This is a genomic window from Yinghuangia seranimata (assembly GCF_029953285.1).
GTDB classification, from domain to species: domain Bacteria; phylum Actinomycetota; class Actinomycetes; order Streptomycetales; family Streptomycetaceae; genus Yinghuangia; species Yinghuangia seranimata.
The window spans coordinates 56,970-73,258 of record NZ_JASAOI010000026.1 but is presented as its reverse complement, the minus strand read 5'-3'; the positions used below and the strand labels follow the sequence as shown (position 1 = coordinate 73,258).

The 16,289-nt window shown below is 71.5% G+C and carries 16 protein-coding genes and 1 pseudogene; 10 read left to right on the top strand and 7 right to left on the bottom strand.

The window, feature by feature from the left end:
• Positions 1–82 precede the first annotated feature (82 nt).
• A complete protein-coding gene (locus QI554_RS17635; protein WP_281470962.1) occupies positions 83–616 on the top strand; it encodes a sigma factor-like helix-turn-helix DNA-binding protein in 534 nt (177 codons plus the stop codon).
• 49 nt (positions 617–665) lie between these two features.
• On the opposite strand, the gene QI554_RS17630 is transcribed toward QI554_RS17635, so the two are convergent.
• From QI554_RS17630 to QI554_RS17620, 3 genes are all read right to left on the bottom strand, one after another.
• Entirely contained in the window at positions 666–1,256 is a 591-nt protein-coding gene (locus QI554_RS17630; RefSeq protein WP_281470961.1) for a DUF4188 domain-containing protein, read from the bottom strand.
• 109 nt (positions 1,257–1,365) lie between these two features.
• Positions 1,366–1,968: a TetR/AcrR family transcriptional regulator gene (locus QI554_RS17625; RefSeq protein ID WP_281470960.1), complete on the bottom strand. Its 603-nt coding sequence runs from the start codon at positions 1,966–1,968 to the stop codon at positions 1,366–1,368.
• A 147-nt stretch (positions 1,969–2,115) separates the two neighbouring features.
• On the bottom strand, positions 2,116–3,492 hold the full coding sequence (locus QI554_RS17620; protein WP_281470959.1) for an alkaline phosphatase: 1,377 nt from the start codon (positions 3,490–3,492) through the stop codon (positions 2,116–2,118).
• 177 nt (positions 3,493–3,669) lie between these two features.
• Here QI554_RS17620 and QI554_RS17615 point away from each other — a divergent pair, with 177 nt between their 5' ends.
• Together QI554_RS17615 and QI554_RS17610 are read left to right on the top strand one after the other, a co-directional pair.
• Positions 3,670–5,520 carry a glycoside hydrolase family 15 protein gene (locus QI554_RS17615; RefSeq protein ID WP_281470958.1) on the top strand — a complete coding sequence of 617 codons (1,851 nt, stop codon included), beginning with the start codon at positions 3,670–3,672 and terminating at the stop codon, positions 5,518–5,520.
• A 9-nt stretch (positions 5,521–5,529) separates the two neighbouring features.
• Positions 5,530–6,945 (top strand): MFS transporter, encoded by a 1,416-nt coding sequence (locus QI554_RS17610; protein ID WP_281470957.1) that lies wholly within the window; start codon positions 5,530–5,532, stop codon positions 6,943–6,945.
• A gap of 12 nt (positions 6,946–6,957) precedes the next feature.
• Here QI554_RS17610 and QI554_RS17605 read toward each other — a convergent pair whose 3' ends face one another.
• On the bottom strand, positions 6,958–7,674 hold the full coding sequence (locus tag QI554_RS17605; protein ID WP_281470956.1) for a TetR/AcrR family transcriptional regulator: 717 nt from the start codon (positions 7,672–7,674) through the stop codon (positions 6,958–6,960).
• Positions 7,675–7,704: 30 nt separating this feature from the next.
• Between QI554_RS17605 and QI554_RS17600 the strand changes: the two are divergent.
• The 5 genes and pseudogenes from QI554_RS17600 to QI554_RS17580 all read left to right on the top strand — a co-directional run.
• Positions 7,705–7,875: pseudogene (locus tag QI554_RS17600) on the top strand (amidohydrolase); the annotation flags it as partial.
• 461 nt (positions 7,876–8,336) lie between these two features.
• A complete protein-coding gene (locus tag QI554_RS17595) occupies positions 8,337–8,609 on the top strand; it encodes a hypothetical protein (RefSeq protein WP_281470955.1) in 273 nt (90 codons plus the stop codon).
• On the top strand, positions 8,606–8,830 hold the full coding sequence (locus QI554_RS17590; RefSeq protein ID WP_281470954.1) for a hypothetical protein: 225 nt from the start codon (positions 8,606–8,608) through the stop codon (positions 8,828–8,830). The genes QI554_RS17595 and QI554_RS17590 overlap by 4 nt, the downstream gene beginning before the upstream one ends.
• Positions 8,827–9,969, top strand: coding sequence for a hypothetical protein (locus tag QI554_RS17585; protein ID WP_281470953.1), 1,143 nt, complete (start codon positions 8,827–8,829; stop codon positions 9,967–9,969). The genes QI554_RS17590 and QI554_RS17585 overlap by 4 nt, the downstream gene beginning before the upstream one ends.
• A complete protein-coding gene (locus QI554_RS17580; protein ID WP_281470952.1) occupies positions 9,966–12,029 on the top strand; it encodes a hypothetical protein in 2,064 nt (687 codons plus the stop codon). Before QI554_RS17585 ends, QI554_RS17580 begins: the two co-directional genes overlap by 4 nt.
• A 98-nt stretch (positions 12,030–12,127) precedes the next feature.
• Here the strand turns inward: QI554_RS17580 and QI554_RS17575 are convergent, their stop codons facing one another.
• Positions 12,128–12,658 (bottom strand): NUDIX hydrolase, encoded by a 531-nt coding sequence (locus QI554_RS17575; protein ID WP_281470951.1) that lies wholly within the window; start codon positions 12,656–12,658, stop codon positions 12,128–12,130.
• 34 nt (positions 12,659–12,692) lie between these two features.
• Positions 12,693–14,030 carry an NsdA family TPR-like regulatory protein gene (locus QI554_RS17570; RefSeq protein ID WP_281470950.1) on the bottom strand — a complete coding sequence of 446 codons (1,338 nt, stop codon included), beginning with the start codon at positions 14,028–14,030 and terminating at the stop codon, positions 12,693–12,695.
• A gap of 389 nt (positions 14,031–14,419) precedes the next feature.
• On the opposite strand from QI554_RS17570, the gene QI554_RS17565 reads away from it, so the two are divergent.
• Both QI554_RS17565 and QI554_RS17560 read left to right on the top strand, forming a co-directional pair.
• Positions 14,420–14,734 (top strand): hypothetical protein, encoded by a 315-nt coding sequence (locus QI554_RS17565; RefSeq protein WP_281470948.1) that lies wholly within the window; start codon positions 14,420–14,422, stop codon positions 14,732–14,734.
• Between the two features lie 216 nt (positions 14,735–14,950).
• Positions 14,951–15,538, top strand: a complete 588-nt coding sequence (locus tag QI554_RS17560; RefSeq protein WP_281470946.1) for a hypothetical protein — start codon at positions 14,951–14,953, stop codon at positions 15,536–15,538.
• Here the strand turns inward: QI554_RS17560 and QI554_RS17555 are convergent.
• On the bottom strand, positions 15,513–16,139 hold the full coding sequence (locus QI554_RS17555) for a bifunctional DNA primase/polymerase (protein ID WP_281470945.1): 627 nt from the start codon (positions 16,137–16,139) through the stop codon (positions 15,513–15,515). The genes QI554_RS17560 and QI554_RS17555 overlap by 26 nt on opposite strands.
• Positions 16,140–16,289: the final 150 nt, after the last annotated feature.

Below are 16,289 nucleotides of genomic sequence, written 5' to 3'. Positions count from 1 at the left end.
GCCGCCGTACGCTGATCATGCCGCCGCGGCGCCGGGGCACGCGGACACGCGCCGGCCCGGCGTCCGGAAGGAGTGCGGCGACGTGGGCGAAGAGGATTGGCTGGTCGGTCGCTTCGACCAGGACCGCGACCGGCTGCGCGCCGTCGCGCGGCGCATGCTCGGGTCGGGGCGCGAGGCCGAGGCCGCCTTGTGGGCCGCGCGGACGCGGCTGGGGCAGGCGGAGGGCGGCGACAGCGTCGCCGGGTGGCTCACCAGCGCCGTGGTCGGGGCGTCCTTGGACGCGTTGCTCGCCCGCCCCGCAGGGGGTCACCGGCCCGAGCCGGCGATCGGGCACGAGGACCCGCCCGAGCCCGAACTCGCTGCGCTGCTCGCTGATTCGGTGGGGCTCGCACTGCTCAACGCACTGGGGACGCTGACGCCCGACGAACGCATGGCGTTCATCCTGCACGACGTGTTCGCCGTGCCGTACACCGAGCTGGGCGCCCTGCTCAGCTCCTCCCCGGCCGCCGCGGAGCGCCTCGCTCGCAGCGCCCGCGCCCGGGTGCGCCGCACCACCCCGCCGCCGGAACTCCCGTGGGACGCCGACCCGGCGGCGTGCGGCGGCCCCGGCGGGTAGGGCCGGTCCGGGGCGCCGCACGCCGTGTCGGCACGGGGTCGGTTCGCGTTCAGTCCGCGCTGTCCCCGCCGACCGGGACGGCCTCCTTGGCGGTGGAGACCTCGGTTTCCGGGATGCCGGTGTCCTCGGCCGCGCCGCCCCGCGCGGTCGAACGGAACGCGAGCCGGTCTGCCGCCCGCCGCCCGCGCCCCTCGACCGGCAGCACGCCGTGCGCGGCCGCCAGGCCGAACGCCGGCATGTCGAAGTAGACGGCCTCGTAACCGCCTTCGGGCACGATGTACGCCTCGTGCCACAGGCCCACGTGCTGCCGCAGCCGGCCGGCCTTTTGCTTGCGGTTCGCGATGCCCCACACGGTGTGGTGGAAGCCGTCCGGCGCGGACGCGTACCGGTAGAGCTTCTCCTTGGACTCCCAGTACTGCACGACGTAGTACGTGCGGGGCGAAGCGGTCAGCAGGACACGGCTCTTGAGCCCGCGCTCGGGCTGCTTGGCCAGTTCGCGGAGCATCCGCAGCATCGCGTACATGACCGCCGGCCACTGGTGGACGGCCCAGAAGTGGTTGATGCGCATGCCGATCAGCAGGACGACCGTGTCGCCTTCGGTCGCTGCGGTCGTGTAGCCGGGCGTCGGTTTGGCGAACATGCTTCCCCCATCCGGTATGTAATCGTCGATTACATCAAGGGGCCGACATGCGGTCAAGACACCCCGCACCGGCGGGTGTTCGGTCTGTCTGCGGGGAAGCACCTTGCCGTCAGCCGAGGTTGGCGATGCCGATCCCGAACGTGTCGATGACGCTCTCGGCCAACTGCTCGGCGCGGTCGGCCGGGAGGTAGCCGTCGACGATCATCTGGGACAGCCCGTACACCAGCGCCTGGCCGGCGAGGCCCACCACGACCGGGTCGCCCGGGCGCAGGTCGCCGGCCTCCTGGTCGGCGAGGATGAGCTCGGTGAGGAACTGCTCGATACCAAACAGCCGCTCGCGCAGCTCGGGCGTCGGCGAGGCCGTGAACACGCGCGAGCGCGCCAGGGTGAACCGGTGCGGGTAGCGGATCGCGTACCGCACGAACCCGAGGCCGAACGCGCGCATCGCGTGGCACTCGGCGTCCGCGAGCGCCGCGGTCTGCCAGCGCACGTAGTCGTCCAGCACCCAGTCCGCGACCGCGTCCAACAACGCCTGCCGGTCCGCGAAATGTCTGAAGGGCGCACCCGGCGAGACCCCCGCCCGCCGCGCCGCCTCGCGCACGGTGACCTGCTCCAGGCCCTGTTCGTCCAGCAGCTCGAGAGCCGCCTGCGTCAGCGCCTGCCGCAACGCCCCGTGGTGGTACCCGGCCCGCCCGCCGGCCTCGCCGCTCATACCCGCAGTGCTACCACAGCGCGGCGCGCCGCGGCCGTGCCCCGGGGGGCGGAACGGGGGGCGGGGGGCCCGGCCGGCGGCCGCCCCCCGCGGGGTGGTTCCGCGGCGCCGAGGCGGGGCCTCGCGCGCCGGTGCCCGTCAGGGCGTTCAGCGGGTGCGCAGCGCCTCGCGCAGCGTCGTGAACAGGTCGGTCTGGTTCGTCACGCCCAGCACGCGGTACGCCTGCGGGCCCTGGGCCGCGATGCGGACCTCGGTGCCGGTGTGCTCCTGCGACTGGCCCGGGGTGTTGGTGGAGTAGTTCACCTTGAGCTGCTGGCCCTCGTTGGTGACCAGCGTCGAGGACAGGCCGGGCGGGGTGGCCTCCAGCGGGACGATCTGGCTGGTGTGGCCGTGGTCGGCGGTCGTCACGACGAGCGTGTCGGGGTGCTTGGCCGCGTAGTCGCGGGCGAGCTTGACGGCCTTGTCGAACGCGGCGGTCTCGCCGATCTGGCCGCACGGGTCGGCCGCGTGGTCCTGCTTGTCGATCGACGCGCCCTCGACCTGGAGGAAGAAGCCCTTGTCGTGGTCCCGGCCGCGCTCCTTGCCCTTGGCCTCGAGCAGCTCGATCGCCTTGGCGGTCTGGTCGGCGAGGCTCGGCGTGGCCGCCGGGCGCTTCGGGTTCGACTCGGTGCAGCGCTGCGGCGTGGTGCCGCCGACCGCGGCGTTCAGACCCGTCCACTCGACGGGCTGGTTGCCGGTCGCGAACAGGCCGAGCACCGGGGCGCCGGGCTTGGTGGCCTGCAGGCCGGCCTTGTCGGTGACGACCTGGTAGCCGAGCTGCTGGGCCTGCTGGAGCACCGTCTGGCCCTTGAAGCGGCCCTCGGTGACGGTCTGGTCGAAGCGCTGCTTGCCGCCGCCGAAGAGCACGTCGACCTTGTGGTTGACGGTCTGCTCGGCGATCGAGCCGCCGCCGCCCGCCGAGATCAGGTCGGTCGGGCAGTTCTTCATGTCGGCCGGGCCCTGGCAGCCGCGGTCGGCCACGTGCGAGTCGAGCACGGCCGGGGTCGCGTCGGTGAGCTCGGCGGTGGTGACGTTGCCGGTCGCGTAGCCGCTCTGCTGCGCGATCTCCAGGATCGTCTGGAGCGGCTGGTTGGTGTCCGGCGTCTTGGAGATGCGGCCGTTCACGGTCTTCTGGCCGGTCGCCCAGCCGGTGCCCGACGCGGCGGAGTCCGTCACGTAGTCCGGCGTCTTGTCGGCGTGCACGGCGTACGTCGTGTACGCGCCGGTCAGCGGGAAGCCGTCCATGCTCAGCCGGCCGGCCGCGCCCACGGTGTAGTTGCGGGCGAGGGTGATCTCCGAGTCGCCCATGCCGTCACCGATGAGCAGGATGACGTTCTTCGCCTTGCCGCCCTGGACCGCGTCGCGGACGTCGTCCTTCGACGAGTGCGCGCCGGCGGTGAACGGAACGGTGACCGCGACGGCGGCCGCGGCGACGACAGCCGTGCCGCCCACCAGGCGGCGGGTGGAGGTGCGCGGAATGCGCATCGAGTGGCTCCTCGAATCGGGGTCTTTCCTGCAAACGCCCAGAACCTCCCAGGGGCACGTGAACCGTCGGTGACGTTCACGTGCCCGCCAGCGGTCGACTTTCCGACGGCCTGCGCCGAAATGCGGGCCTGTGCACCCCGGTGGATGCTGGTAGTCGGCCGACCGGAGGAGAGCGCCGTGAACCGCTATCCGCCCATCGCCGACCACGGCATGGTCGGCGACCTGCAGACCGCGGCGCTCGTGTCGTCGGACGGAGTCGTCGACTGGTGGTGCACGCCGCGCTTCGACTCGCCCAGCGTGTTCGCGGCCCTGCTGGACAGCGACCGCGGCGGCTTCTGCCGGCTCGCGGCGGACCTGCCGGACTCGGAGGCCGGTACGGTCCGCCAGCTCTACCTCGCGGACACCGCCGTGCTCGTCACGCGCTTCATGGGGCCCGGCGGCGTCGGCGAGGTCGCGGACTTCATGGAGCCGCTCGCCGGGGCCGCGGCCACCGACCGGCACACCCTGATCAGGGTCGCCCGCGTGGTGCGCGGCAGCCTGCCGTTCTCCCTCATCTGCCGGCCCCGCTTCGACTACGGCCGCGCGCGGCACGACCTCACGATGATCGACGACGCGTCGGCGGTCTTCAGCGGAGCGGGTCAGGACCTCTACATCCAGAGCGCCGGCGGGCCCGTCGTGCTGCGGTCGGACGATGACGACATCACCGCGCGCTTCACCCTGTCCGCCGGCGAGACGGCCGCGGTCGTCCTCACCAGCATGACCGCGGGCGGCCCCCCTCCTCCTCCGCCGACGCCGGACGGCATCCGCGCCCGGCTGGAGTCGTGCTGGGGGTTCTGGCTGGAGTGGCTGCGCTCGTCGACGTACCGGGGCCGCTGGCGGACCATGGTCAACCGCTCGGCGATCACCCTCAAGCTGCTCACGTACGCGCCGACCGGCGCGCCGATCGCCGCGGCCACGATGGGACTGCCCGAACAGATCGGCGGCGAGCGCAACTGGGACTACCGGTACACGTGGATCCGGGACGCCTCGCTGTCGGTCAGGACCCTGGTCGACCTCGGATTCACGCAGGAGGCACAGGACTTCCGCCGCTGGATGCGCGAACGCCTGGAAGCCGGGAGCACCGCGTCGGGTTCGCCGCTGCAGATCATGTACCGCGTCGACGGCGACCCGCACCTGACCGAGGAGGTCCTGGACCACCTCGAGGGCTACCGCGGTTCGGCACCGGTACGGGCCGGCAACGCGGCCGCCGACCAGATACAGCTCGACATCTACGGCGAGGCCGCCGACGCGCTGGCCCAGTCCCGCGACATGGGAGGCATCCACGGCTGGAAGGCGATGTCGTCCATGCTGGACTGGCTCGCCGACACCTGGGACCAGCCCGACGAAGGGATCTGGGAAACCCGCGGCGGCCGAAAGGACTTCACGTACAGCCGCCTGATGACGTGGGTCGCCTTCGACCGCGGCATCCGGCTGGCCACGCAGTTCTCCCGCCCGGCCGACGTCGGGCGCTGGACGTTCGAACGCGACGCGGTATTCCGCCAGATCACCGACCGCGGGTGGAGCGAGAAGCGGAAGGCGTTCGTGCAGCACTACGACGCCGACGTCCTGGACGCCTCGCTCCTGCTCATGCCCAGGGTCGGCTTCATCTCCCCGCACGACCCGGCGTGGCTCAGCACGCTCGACGCCATGGACGAGGAACTGGTCAGCGACAGCCTGGTCTACCGGTACGACCCGGAGGCCTCTCCCGACGGACTGCGGGGCTCCGAGGGGACGTTCAACCTGTGCAGCTTCCTGTACGTCGACGCGCTCGCCCGCTCCGGCCGGACCGGGCAGGCCCGGTACGCCTTCGACAAGATGCTCACCTACGCCAACCACGTGGGCCTGTTCGCCGAGGAGATCGGCCCTTCCGGTGAGCAACTCGGCAACTTCCCGCAGGCGTTCACCCATCTCGCGCTCGTCACCGCCGCCATGGCGCTGGACGAGGAACTCGACGCCGCGGACGCCAGGTCGCCGCGGAAGCACTTCTAGGCGGGCCCGATGGACAGCACGGACGCCTCCCACCCGTCGCCGGGCACGGCGAGCGCACCCCGTGGTGTCCTGGTTCCGCTGGCCCTCGCGCAGTTCATCTGCAGCTTCGCCGGCTCCAACATGAACGTGATGATCAACGACATCAGCCATGACCTCGACACGACCGTCCAGGGGGTCCAGGTCGCCATCACGATCTTCCTCCTGGTCATGGCGGCGCTGATGATCCCGGGCGGCAAGGCCACCGACATCTTCGGCCGCAAGCGGTGCTTCCTGGTCGGCCTGGCGGTCTACGGCGTCGGCGCGCTGCTGAGCGCGGTGTCGCCCGGCCTCGGGGTGCTCATCCTCGGCAACTCGATCCTCGAAGGCGTCGGAACGGCCCTGCTGATCCCGCCGGTCTACATCCTCACGACGCTCCTGTTCCCCGACCTGACCTCACGCGCCCGGGCGTTCGGCGCGATCATGGCGATGGGCGGGGTGGGTGCCGCCGCGGGCCCGCTGATCGGCGGGCTCATCACGTCGGCGATCAGCTGGCGCGCGGCGTTCGTCTTCCAGGCGCTGGTGATCGTGGGGATCCTGTGGCTCAGCCGGCGCATCGTGGACCCGCTGCCCCCGGATCCGGAACGGCCGTTCGACGTCAAGGGCGCGGTCCTGTCGGCCGTCGGCCTCGTCCTCGTCGTCACGGGCATCCTGGCGGCGGACAACAACCTCTGGCTGACGCTGGGCCTGCTGGTCGCGGGCGCGCTCGTGCTGCTGTGGTTCTTCCGGTCCGCGCGCGCGATGGAACGGGCGGGGAAGGAACCGCTGCTGTCCACGAGCCTGTTCCGCGTCCGCACCTCCAACTTCGGCCTCGTCACCCAGAACATCCAGTGGCTCGTCCTCATGGGGACGTCGTTCGTGGTGGCCGCCTACCTGCAGGTCGTGCGCGGATACGACGCGATCCAGACCGGCGTGATCTTCACGGCCGCCACGCTCGGCATCCTCGCGTCGTCGCTGGCCGCCGAGCGGCTCGCCAAGCGGCGGTCGCAACGCACGCTGATCATGGTCGGATTCGTCCACACGATCCTGGGCATCGGCGTCCTGCTCGGCCTGGTCGCCGGCTCCCCCAGCCCGTGGGCGTTCGCCCCCGGGCTCCTCATGATCGGACTCGGCCTGGGCATCATGCTCACGCCGTCCGTCAACGTCGTCCAGTCGAGCTTCCGCGAGGAGCAGCAGGGCGAGATCTCCGGGCTGTCCCGCAGCGTGTCCAACCTGGGCTCCTCGCTCGGCACCGCCATCGCCGGAACGATCCTCGTCGCCGGCCTGACCAAGCACGCCTACGCGGCGGCCATGATCACGCTCGCCGCCCTCGCCCTGATCGGCTTGGCCGCCGCCGCGTTCCTCCCCCGCGTCCCCGCTCCGAACGCGAGGGGCGGCCACCACGGCTGACGCCTTGTGGCGTCAGTCTCCGGCGGGCGACCCGGCGGCGAGGCGGGCTTCGACGGCGTCGAGCAGCAGCTCCAGCGCGGCCGGATAGCCGCTGCCCGCCATCTCGGTCTCGAGCAGCGTCATGGTCGCCGCGATGTTCGGGTGCGCGTCCGGGTCGAGACGGCCGTACGTCTCCCGCCAGACCTTCCGGTCCGCGGCCAGGGCTTCGGGGGGCAGGGCGACGGAGGCCGCGCGCAGGGAGCTGAACGCGAGGGTCTGGTCGGCGAAGGCGTGGTAGATCCGGACGGCCTCGGCGTCGGGGAATCCGGCCGAGCGCAGCACGCCGAGCAACGTCTCGACCGCCGTGATCTCGTTGCCGCGGCCGGTGGTGCGGTGCGCCGCCAGGAGCGCGGCCTGGGGGTGCCGCGCGTACGCGGCGTAGAGCCGCAGGCCCAGCTCGCGCAGGTCCTCGCGCCAGTCGCCGGTGGCGGTCCAGCCCTCCTGGGCCTGGCCGAGCAGCTCGTCCGCGACGGCGAGGAGGAGGTCGTCGGTGCTGCGGAAGTAGCGGTAGATGGCCGTGGGATCGGCGCCGAGCGCCGCCCCGAGGCGCCGGGCGGACAACGCGTCGGCCCCGTGCCGACCGACCAGCCGCAACGCCGTCTCGACGATCAGTTCCTGCGAAAGGACCGTGCCCTGCTTGGTCGGCCGCCTGCGCCGCCGCTGCGGCTCGGGGACCACGCGCTCCGCCATACCGCGACCCTACGACAACGGGGTGGGGAGGCGGTCGAACGCGGCCTGCCCACCGCGCGCGTCACCGGCGCCCTGTGGTGGGAGCGCGACCGCGGCGCCGAGCAGATCCCGGAACTCGTCGAGCGCCGTGCCGGCCTGCGCCTCGGCGACCGGTTCCGCGCGGACACCGTCGAGATCATGCAGGACGGCATCGCGGATCATCGGCACCCCGATGGGCCGCCTCACCGTCGCCACCACCGACCAGGCCGCCCCCGGCTCCGTCGACGGTGCCCTCGCGTCCGCCTACCGCGCCGTCCAGTACCTCGGCACCCTCCGCCGACCCGGCCGGGAACCCCGAACCCGGCGTGACCCACCAGGCACACAAAACCAAAAGGCCAGGTCAGACAGTGTCTGACCTGGCCTGTTCGGAGCCGCCTAAGGGAATCGAACCCTTGACCTACGCATTACGAGGGCATTCCGGTTGATCCCCTGACCAGCGCAAAGAGCCTCACAGGCCGGTTGACCTGCGGATATGGCATCCCGCCATATCCCTCGTTATCCCGGCCAGTCTCGGACCCATGTGTACGGCATGTGTACGGGAACGAGACGGCCCCGGCGAGGTGCGGTAACACCTCGACCGGGGCCTACGGCCGGACCCTTCATCCGCAAGGAGTCCGCTCGTGATGAGCAACGTACAACCCCCTCCGGCCCGTTGCCCGGCCGCGCACGCCGACGACCCCGACCCCTGCGAGGGCCTGGTCATCGTGCGCATCCTCGACCAGTTCGGCGGCGACGCGTCCGCGTGCGTGCACCACGGCGCGCGGCTGTACGCGTCCCTCATCCGCCCGCGCGTCTACCCGCTCCCCGGGTGCGACGGCCGGGCGATCGAGGTCTACAACCGGGCGCAGCACACCGAGCCGTTCGCGTGGACCCGTGACGAGCGGGGGCGGGCATGAGCAGCAACGAGACGCGCCCCGAGCTCCCGGCGGACGACTACGCGGTCCGGTACCTGGTGGCCGTGGCTGAGCGGGCCCGGTGCCTGCTCGGCGAGATCGAGGCGCGGCGGCAGGCCGGCCTGAGCGATCTCGACTACGCGGGCGGGCACGGCCAACTGGCCTCGATGCTCGGCAGCCTGGTCGACGCCGTCGCCAGCGCGCACGGGGAGGCCAGCCGGTGAGGGTCGACAGGGTGTCGTGGGCGCTGGCGTGGCTGGCGCTGCTTGCGGCGGTGGTGTTGACGGCGGCGGGCGAGTACGCCCTGTACGCCGGGTGCGGGTTCGGCCGGTGGGTGTCCGCGGCGGGGCCGGTGTGCCTGGACGCGTACGCAGTCGCGGCGATCCGGGCGCGGCGCGAGGTGCTGCCCGCGGTGCTGGTGATGATCGGCGCGAACGCGACGGCGCACCTGCTCCCGCCGGGCGGGCCGCCGGTCGGGGTGGTCGTGGCGGTGTCGTCGCTGGCGCCGCTGGTGCTGTGGCGCACTCACGTCCTGCTCGACGACGGGCGCGCCCACGGGTCTCCACAGTCTGGAGACCCTCACCTCGAGGTCGTCGTCGACGACGTCCGCGGTACGGATGCCATCCCCCTCGAGGTCGCCGCGGCGGCGGGTGACCATCTTCGGGGCGCCGCGAAAATGGTCGGCGCTGATGACGTCGGTAGTACCGACCCCGTCGCCGCCGGGGCGGAAACCTTTGACATTGTTACCGATTCCGCCGACGAGCCGTCGTCGTGGGAAGAGCCGTGGCGGGCCCCGTGGGACGACCGGGCAGACGACCACCTCGACGACCAGATGACCGACCCCACGCACAGCGCGCCGGCCGACCGACCCCATGCACCCGCCGTGGTCGCCGGGTGGTCGTCGGCACCGGTACGGGATGACCGACTCGACGACCAGGCGCACGACCACCCGGAAACTTCCCGGGATCCCGGGGAGATGGTCGCGCCGGTGGTCGACCAGCCGCTCGTATTCCCGGCCGCGGGTTCCGTCACGCGCGCAGACGCAACCACGGTCCAGGCGACCACAGATGCCAGTCGGAACCGTGCTCATATCGCCACGGTCACCGAAGGGTCGGGAGTAGTCCCGACCCTCACTGCGGAGGGTGCGCAGACCGCGCGTATCCCTGACCTCGACGCGGTCGAGGCCATCGGACAACAGGTCTTGTCTGACACCGAGCTGCGGCGGGCCGCGCGGAAGCTGCAGCGGGACGCGCTGCAGACCACGCGCCGGCCGGTGACCGTCGACGCATTGCGGACCACGCTCGGCGTCTCCCGGCGGCGTGCGGTCGAGCTGCGGCGCGAGGTCGTGGGGGCGGGCCGGTGACCGAGGTCATCCAGCACCGGCCGGAGGACGAGCCGGAGTTCGTGCACGGCCGCCCGTCCGGTGCTCTCGCACCCCAGGCAACGGTTACAAATGTAACCATCCCGGTCGTCGACACCGACGAGATGCTGCGTCAGGCCGGTCTCGTCGAGGGCGCGGTCGTGACACGCTCCACGGTCCCGCTGGTCGCCGCGGCGGCCGGTCGCACGACCATCAAGACGACCACCGCAGGTGGTGTCAATGACACCACCTCGACGACCGCCAAGCGGCTCGTGCACCGGGTTACGGGTGGTCGTCGGGTGGCGCCCGTGGTGGTCGCCAGGGTGGCCGGGCAGACGCTCGTACTTGGGCTGGCGGGTACCGCGCGGGGCGCCGGTCTCCTGTGGCGGTGGGTGCGCGCCGACGAGTACGCCGACCACCGCGCCGAGAAGCCGGAGATGGTCGAGAAGATCCGGGCGCGGCGGCGGAAGACGCTCACGTGGTCGGTCGGCGGGACGGCCGGGTTCACGGCGGTTGATGCGCTGCCGGTCGTTGACAAGCCGGTCGGGTGGCTCCTCGACCATCTTGGGCCCGTCGGGGGCCTGCTCGGCACCGTCGGCGACGTCGCGCAGTGGCCGGCCACGCCGTACCTGCTCGGCGCCGCGGTGTTCGGCACGGCCGCCGCGGTCGAGAAGCGCAGGCGCGTACCCGCCGACACCGGGCCCGCACTGGTGACCGGACGTCTGGGCAGCAAGGCCGTCCGCGAAGCGTTCGCCGCGGCGAAGCTCGGCGCCGTGCGGGTGGTCGGCCCGGTGGCGAGCGACGGCACGGCATGGGTGGCCATGGTCGAGCTGCCGGGCGGGGTCCCGGCGGACAAGGCCGTGAGGCGCGGCGCCGAGCTGGCGTCCGCGTTCGGCACCGACCCCGCACAGGTCGACCTCGCGCACGTACGCGGCCACGGCGGGCGGGTTCTGCTGCGCGTCTACAACGAGCACCCGTTCACCGGCGACTCGCCCACGAACCCGCTCGCGCGCCCCGGTGCGGGGCAGACGGACATGTGGGGCCGGGTCGAGCTGTTCCGCGACATCCGCGACCGCCCGGTGACCGTCTCGGCGTTCGAGGGCTCGTTCCTGTACGGCGGGCAACCCGGGGCGGGCAAGAGCATGAGCGCGCTGGCGTTGCTCATGGCGGTGGGCCTCGACCCGCACGCCGAGTTGTGGCTGACCCCGGTCAAACGCGGCGTCGACACGATGGCGTGGCACCCGATCTGTACGCGCCTGTCGGTTCCGGACGACGCGGCGAGTGTGGTGGCGCTCCTCGAGGACGCGGTCGAGGAGATGGGGCGCCGGTACGACGTCATCCTCGCCGCGGGCGCCAAGAAGCTCGACCCCGCGATGGGCCTGCCGCTGCTGTTCTTGTGGATCGACGAGTTGGCCGGCCTGTGCCTCGACCCCGACCACGGCAAGACCATCAAGGAGCTGTTGCGGAAGATCGCCGCCGAGGGACGCGCGGCGGGCATCGTGCCGGTGCTGCTCACCCAGAAGCCGGAGGACAAGGTGATCCCGTCGTTCCTGCGCGACCTGATCAAATACCGGTGGGCCGGACGCTGCTCGACACCGGAGATGTCCGACACCATCCTCGGGCGCGGCATGGCCGGCCGCGGGTTCAACGCCATGGAGTTCGCCGAAGAACACCAGGGCGCCGGCCTGTTCCTGTCGGAGTCCTCGACCCCGACCCGGGTCCGCGGGTTCTACACCCCGGACGCGCACGCCGACGACGTCGCCCGCCGCGCGTACGAGCTGCGCAAGCAGGCCGGGACGCTGCCCGGTGCTGGCGACGACGACCCGCGGGCGGTGCTGCTGCGGAACGTCCTCGACATCATCGGCGACGGCCGCGACCGCATCACGTCGGCAGAGCTGGCGGACAAGCTCGACCAGGCGGACGACGTCGACCACCTCGCCACCCTGCTCCGCCCGCTCGGCGTGACCCCGAACCCCATGCACTTCCCCGGGGCCGGAACGCGCCGCGGATACCGGCGGGACGACGTCGAAACCGCTGCCCACAGGCTGGGGGAACCGGGGTAAGGGGGGCGGAAGAAATCACGGGGAACCCGTAAGGATCATGCGGGGCCCGCATGAGGGGCGCAAGGCCGCGACCAGCGATCTTGCGCCCCTTACGGGCCTTATAGGCCCCGGAGGCGGTGCAGCATCAGGAGGCCGGCGACCGCATTCGCGGACCGAACCTCTCCGCGGGCGACCATGTCCGGGACGTCCTTGAGCGGCACCCACTCGACACGGTCCGACTCGAAGTCGTCGACAGGCGGGCCGAGGTACTCACCGGTGGCCGACCAGTAGATGTGGTGCGCCGCATCGGAGAACCCGTTGGACGGCTCGACAGTCGCGAGGTGATGAAGCTCCCCGGGGCGCCAGCCGGTCTCCTCGACCATCTCGCGCCGCGCCGCGTCCTCGATCGTTTCGCCGGGGTCGACCACGCCGGCCGCCAGCTCCCACCCCCACGTGTCGGTGATGAACCGGTGGCGCCAGAGCAGCAGAACACGGTCCTGGTCGTCGACGATCGTTGCCAGCGCGACCGGGCGCTGTCGCAACAGGTAGTGGTCAAGATGCCGACCGTCGGGCAGCTCGACGTCGGCGAGTTTGATGGTGAACCACTGGTTGCTGTAGACGTCGCGTTCGCCGAGGTTGCGCCACTGCATCGGGTGTCGACTCCTTGCGCCGGGGTGGCCTGCCTCAGACAGGCATCGCAAGGACAGTCTCGACCCTGTCGACAACGTCGCGTACCGGTCGGGCGTCGGCGTGCCGCGCGAGGCGGCGATGTACGCCACGAAGGTGGTCGTGGAGTCGACGGGACTCCATGCCCTGCAACGCGTCGAGCATCGCGCTTGCCGTCGTCGCCGCACGGTCGACGTCGCCACAGGCGACCGCAACGCTCGTCAGCGTCCCCAGCCGGTGAACGCGCCCACGGGCGTGAGCGTCGACGCGTACGGCTTCCTCGGCGTACGCCTGGGCGGCGGCGGGGTCGTTGAGGCTGAGCAGCGTCTCAGCGCACTGTGCCTCGACGAGACCCGGCTGTACGTACGCGGTCTCGGGCGGCTCCTCGCTGCGGCGGATCGACGATGCTTCCTGCTCTGCCTGCCGCATCGCCTGGTGTGCGCCGGCCTGGTCGCGCATCCTCGCGTACGCCTTTGCCTGCATGACGTAGAGGTCAGCCGCAAGCGCTGCGGACAGATGCGGTCCTGCGGTCCGGATGCCAGCCTGCGCGAAAGCTGTGGCCTGCCGGTACTCGCGCAGGTACAGCGCCTGGTTCACGAGCAGCGCGATCACGTACCCGCCGAACCCGCGGTCACCGCTGGCCTTGGCCATCCGGAGCGCCTGGTGGAAGTAGCGCTGTGCGGTGCCCTGCCGGTCGGAGTCGTACGCGCAGATACCCGCGACCGCGACCAGGCCCCCGACGGCGCGCAGGAGTTCGCGGCCGGTCGTGTCGCTGTAGCTGCCGCGGATCGCGGGTGCGGCGTAGTCGGTCAGGAAGCCGAGGACTCGCGGGTGCGCGGCGAGTCCGCCGGCCTGTCGGTACATCGCTTCGTAGTGCGTCCGCGCGGCGCGCAGCACCTCGAGGTCGTCGCGGTCGACACGGGTGCTCCCGCGGTGCGAGACGTCGCGGTCGTCGGGCGGGTTCTCCCACTGCCACACCGGAGCGATCGCGTCCATCCCGGTCGCCGGGGCGTCGTCGCGTTCGTCCGGGCGCCGCTGATCGGCACGCCACAGCGCGGGGACCCTCTCCACGAATGTCGGTAGCGGAACCGTGGTGGGGTCGACGCTTCCGGGTGCCGCCATGCCGATGTCCTCGACGGACACCGGGCGTTGCAGACGCTCCCCGACGGCGGTGCGGACCAGCTCGATCACCCACGGCCGTGGGCGCTGCCCGCGAATCCAACGACCGACTGATGTGTGGTCGTACCGGGTCGTTCGGCCGGTCGCCGCGGCAAGGTCGTTGACGCGCTTCGCGAGTCCCGCCCGCGAGACGCCGGCCTCGTCAAGGAGCGCCCCCAGCAAACTGTTCGGGCTCATGCTGCCCCCGCCTCGTCGGCTCTTCGCTGCTCTCATGTCGAGCGTAACGACGGCGTGTTCACACCCCGTGTGAATCGCGCGCATCTGCGCCCGTTTTGCAAGCGTCCCGCCCACGCTCCAGCACCGGCACCCTGCTGGACAGCAGCGCACCCATCGACCCGGGAGACGACGGCAATGGACGACCTCGGATGCGTGCCACGCCTCCATCAGATGACGATCGGGGTGTATCGCGTGCAGCCGGGCACTGGCGCTCGGACCGAACTCGCCGCCCCGCGGACGGTCGTCGCCGGCGAACTCCTGATGCCGTCGACCATGGCCTACCCAGCGTGCCGGTGTCCCGTGTGCCGACCCGAACTCCACACTGCCAACCACAACCACGGGGGCGCTTCGTGATCCTGGACGTTCTCGAGGTCTCGCGCGGTGGTGAGCCTGACTCCGCAGCGATCACGCTCGTCTGCCCTGACGGCGAGTACCGGTTCGTATTCCTCGACCGCGACCAGGTCGTCGCCCGGGTACGGGAACTCCTCGCCGTCCTCGACGAACCCGCCCGCGAACTCGCCGTACGCCTGCTCGGCCTCGACCTCGCCGCGTTCCACGAGGAGCGCCTTAACAGTGGCAACGCCGCGCGCGAGCGCGCCATGGCCACCACGGACGCGGGGCCGGCACCTGGGAATCAGGGAGCCCACCGCCGGCCCTGCCCCTAAGACGGTCGTCCGCGCGCCACAACCGGCCCCCACAGGCCGCGGACGACCAACCCCGCGCCGCACAGACGCGGGCCGACCCACACGCCCCCGCCCCGGGCCATGGGTCATGCGAAAGGCCGGTACCCGGAGCGCGCAGGCCCGGGTACCGGCCTTCGGCATGCCGTCATTCGGCCGAATCCAGGCAGGACACTCACGGTGTATGGCTACCGTCCGAACATGACAGTCGAATGGTGGTCGTTCATCGTTGCTTGCGTCGCGTTGCTGGTGGCCATTGTTGCGGCGCCGATCACCCTCAAGCTGGCTCGGCGTCAAACCGAAGCCGCTGAAAAGCAAGTTCAACAGGCCATCCAGGCGCGCCGCGAGAGCCTCGAGCCGCATGTCGTCGTCTCGTTCGAGGTTATCCGCAAGACGTTCAACGTGGTTGTCCAGAACGTCGGCCAGTCTGTGGCGCGTGACGTCAGGATCGTGTTTGACCCGCCCCTGACGAGCGCCAAGCCATCGGAGGGCTACGTCATCGCTGAGGTGACGATGTTCAAGAAGGGGATCCCCACGCTCCCGCCAGGTCAGCGATTGACGGCCTTCCTGGACACCGGACCCAACCGCGTCAACTCCACGGAACCCATGGAGTACACAGCAACCGTTGCGTGCACCGGGCCATTTGGCGTGGTCACGCCGGAGGTCTACCTCCTCGACCTCGCCGTCTTCGGCGACGTCACCACCCTGGACACGCGGGACATCCATGATGTTGCCGATGAGCTGAAGAAGATCAACACGACGATTAAGGCGTGGAGCCCGGGCGCGTAGCCACAAGGCCACTGATCACCGCTGCCACATCCGGCAGTTCGGCAAGCTCAGAAGGCGAACCCGGAACCCGGTCGCCGAGGATGATGTACCGGTCGCGGCCGTACACCTCGAGGGCGACCTCACCGCGACGGATCTTCCGTCCGTGCACCAGCTCGCCACGGAACCACAGGTGCAGGCCGGTACCAGACCGGCCCCGCTCCATGAACGTCGTCGGCAGGGCGTCCACGATCAGGCGAGCCCACGGCTCCAGGCCGCCGTCCGCGCGCACCGCGTGATCCAGGTCGACCACGACCACGCCGTCGCCCGGCGCCAGCACGTAGCCGATCCCCTCGCCCCGCGCACAGTCCCGCGCCGTCGCGTAGTCCGACCACGTCGACGGGTCCGTCGTCGACGCCCACTTCCCGTCCGTGCGCATCGGCCGCTTCGCCGCGTGCCGCACCCAGCGCGCCCGCGCCCGCAGTTCGGCCGGCACCGCCGCAGCCCGCTCCGCCTTCCGGCGCGCCCGGTACGCCGCCTGCCGACACGCGTTCGAGCAGGTCAACGCCAGGGACCGCAGCGGCATCTCCGCCCCGCAGTGCGCGCACACGCTGCCCTTCGCCACGCAGCCAGTCTACGGCGAGCGTTACACCTTTGGCAGGCTGACCAGCACATTCGCCGAATGTCGATTCGGCGGAGCGATCAAGCCCGTGAGGCGGCCCGCAAACCCGCAGGTCAGAGGCCCGGCAACCCGTACAGGATCGGAGCTGCTACA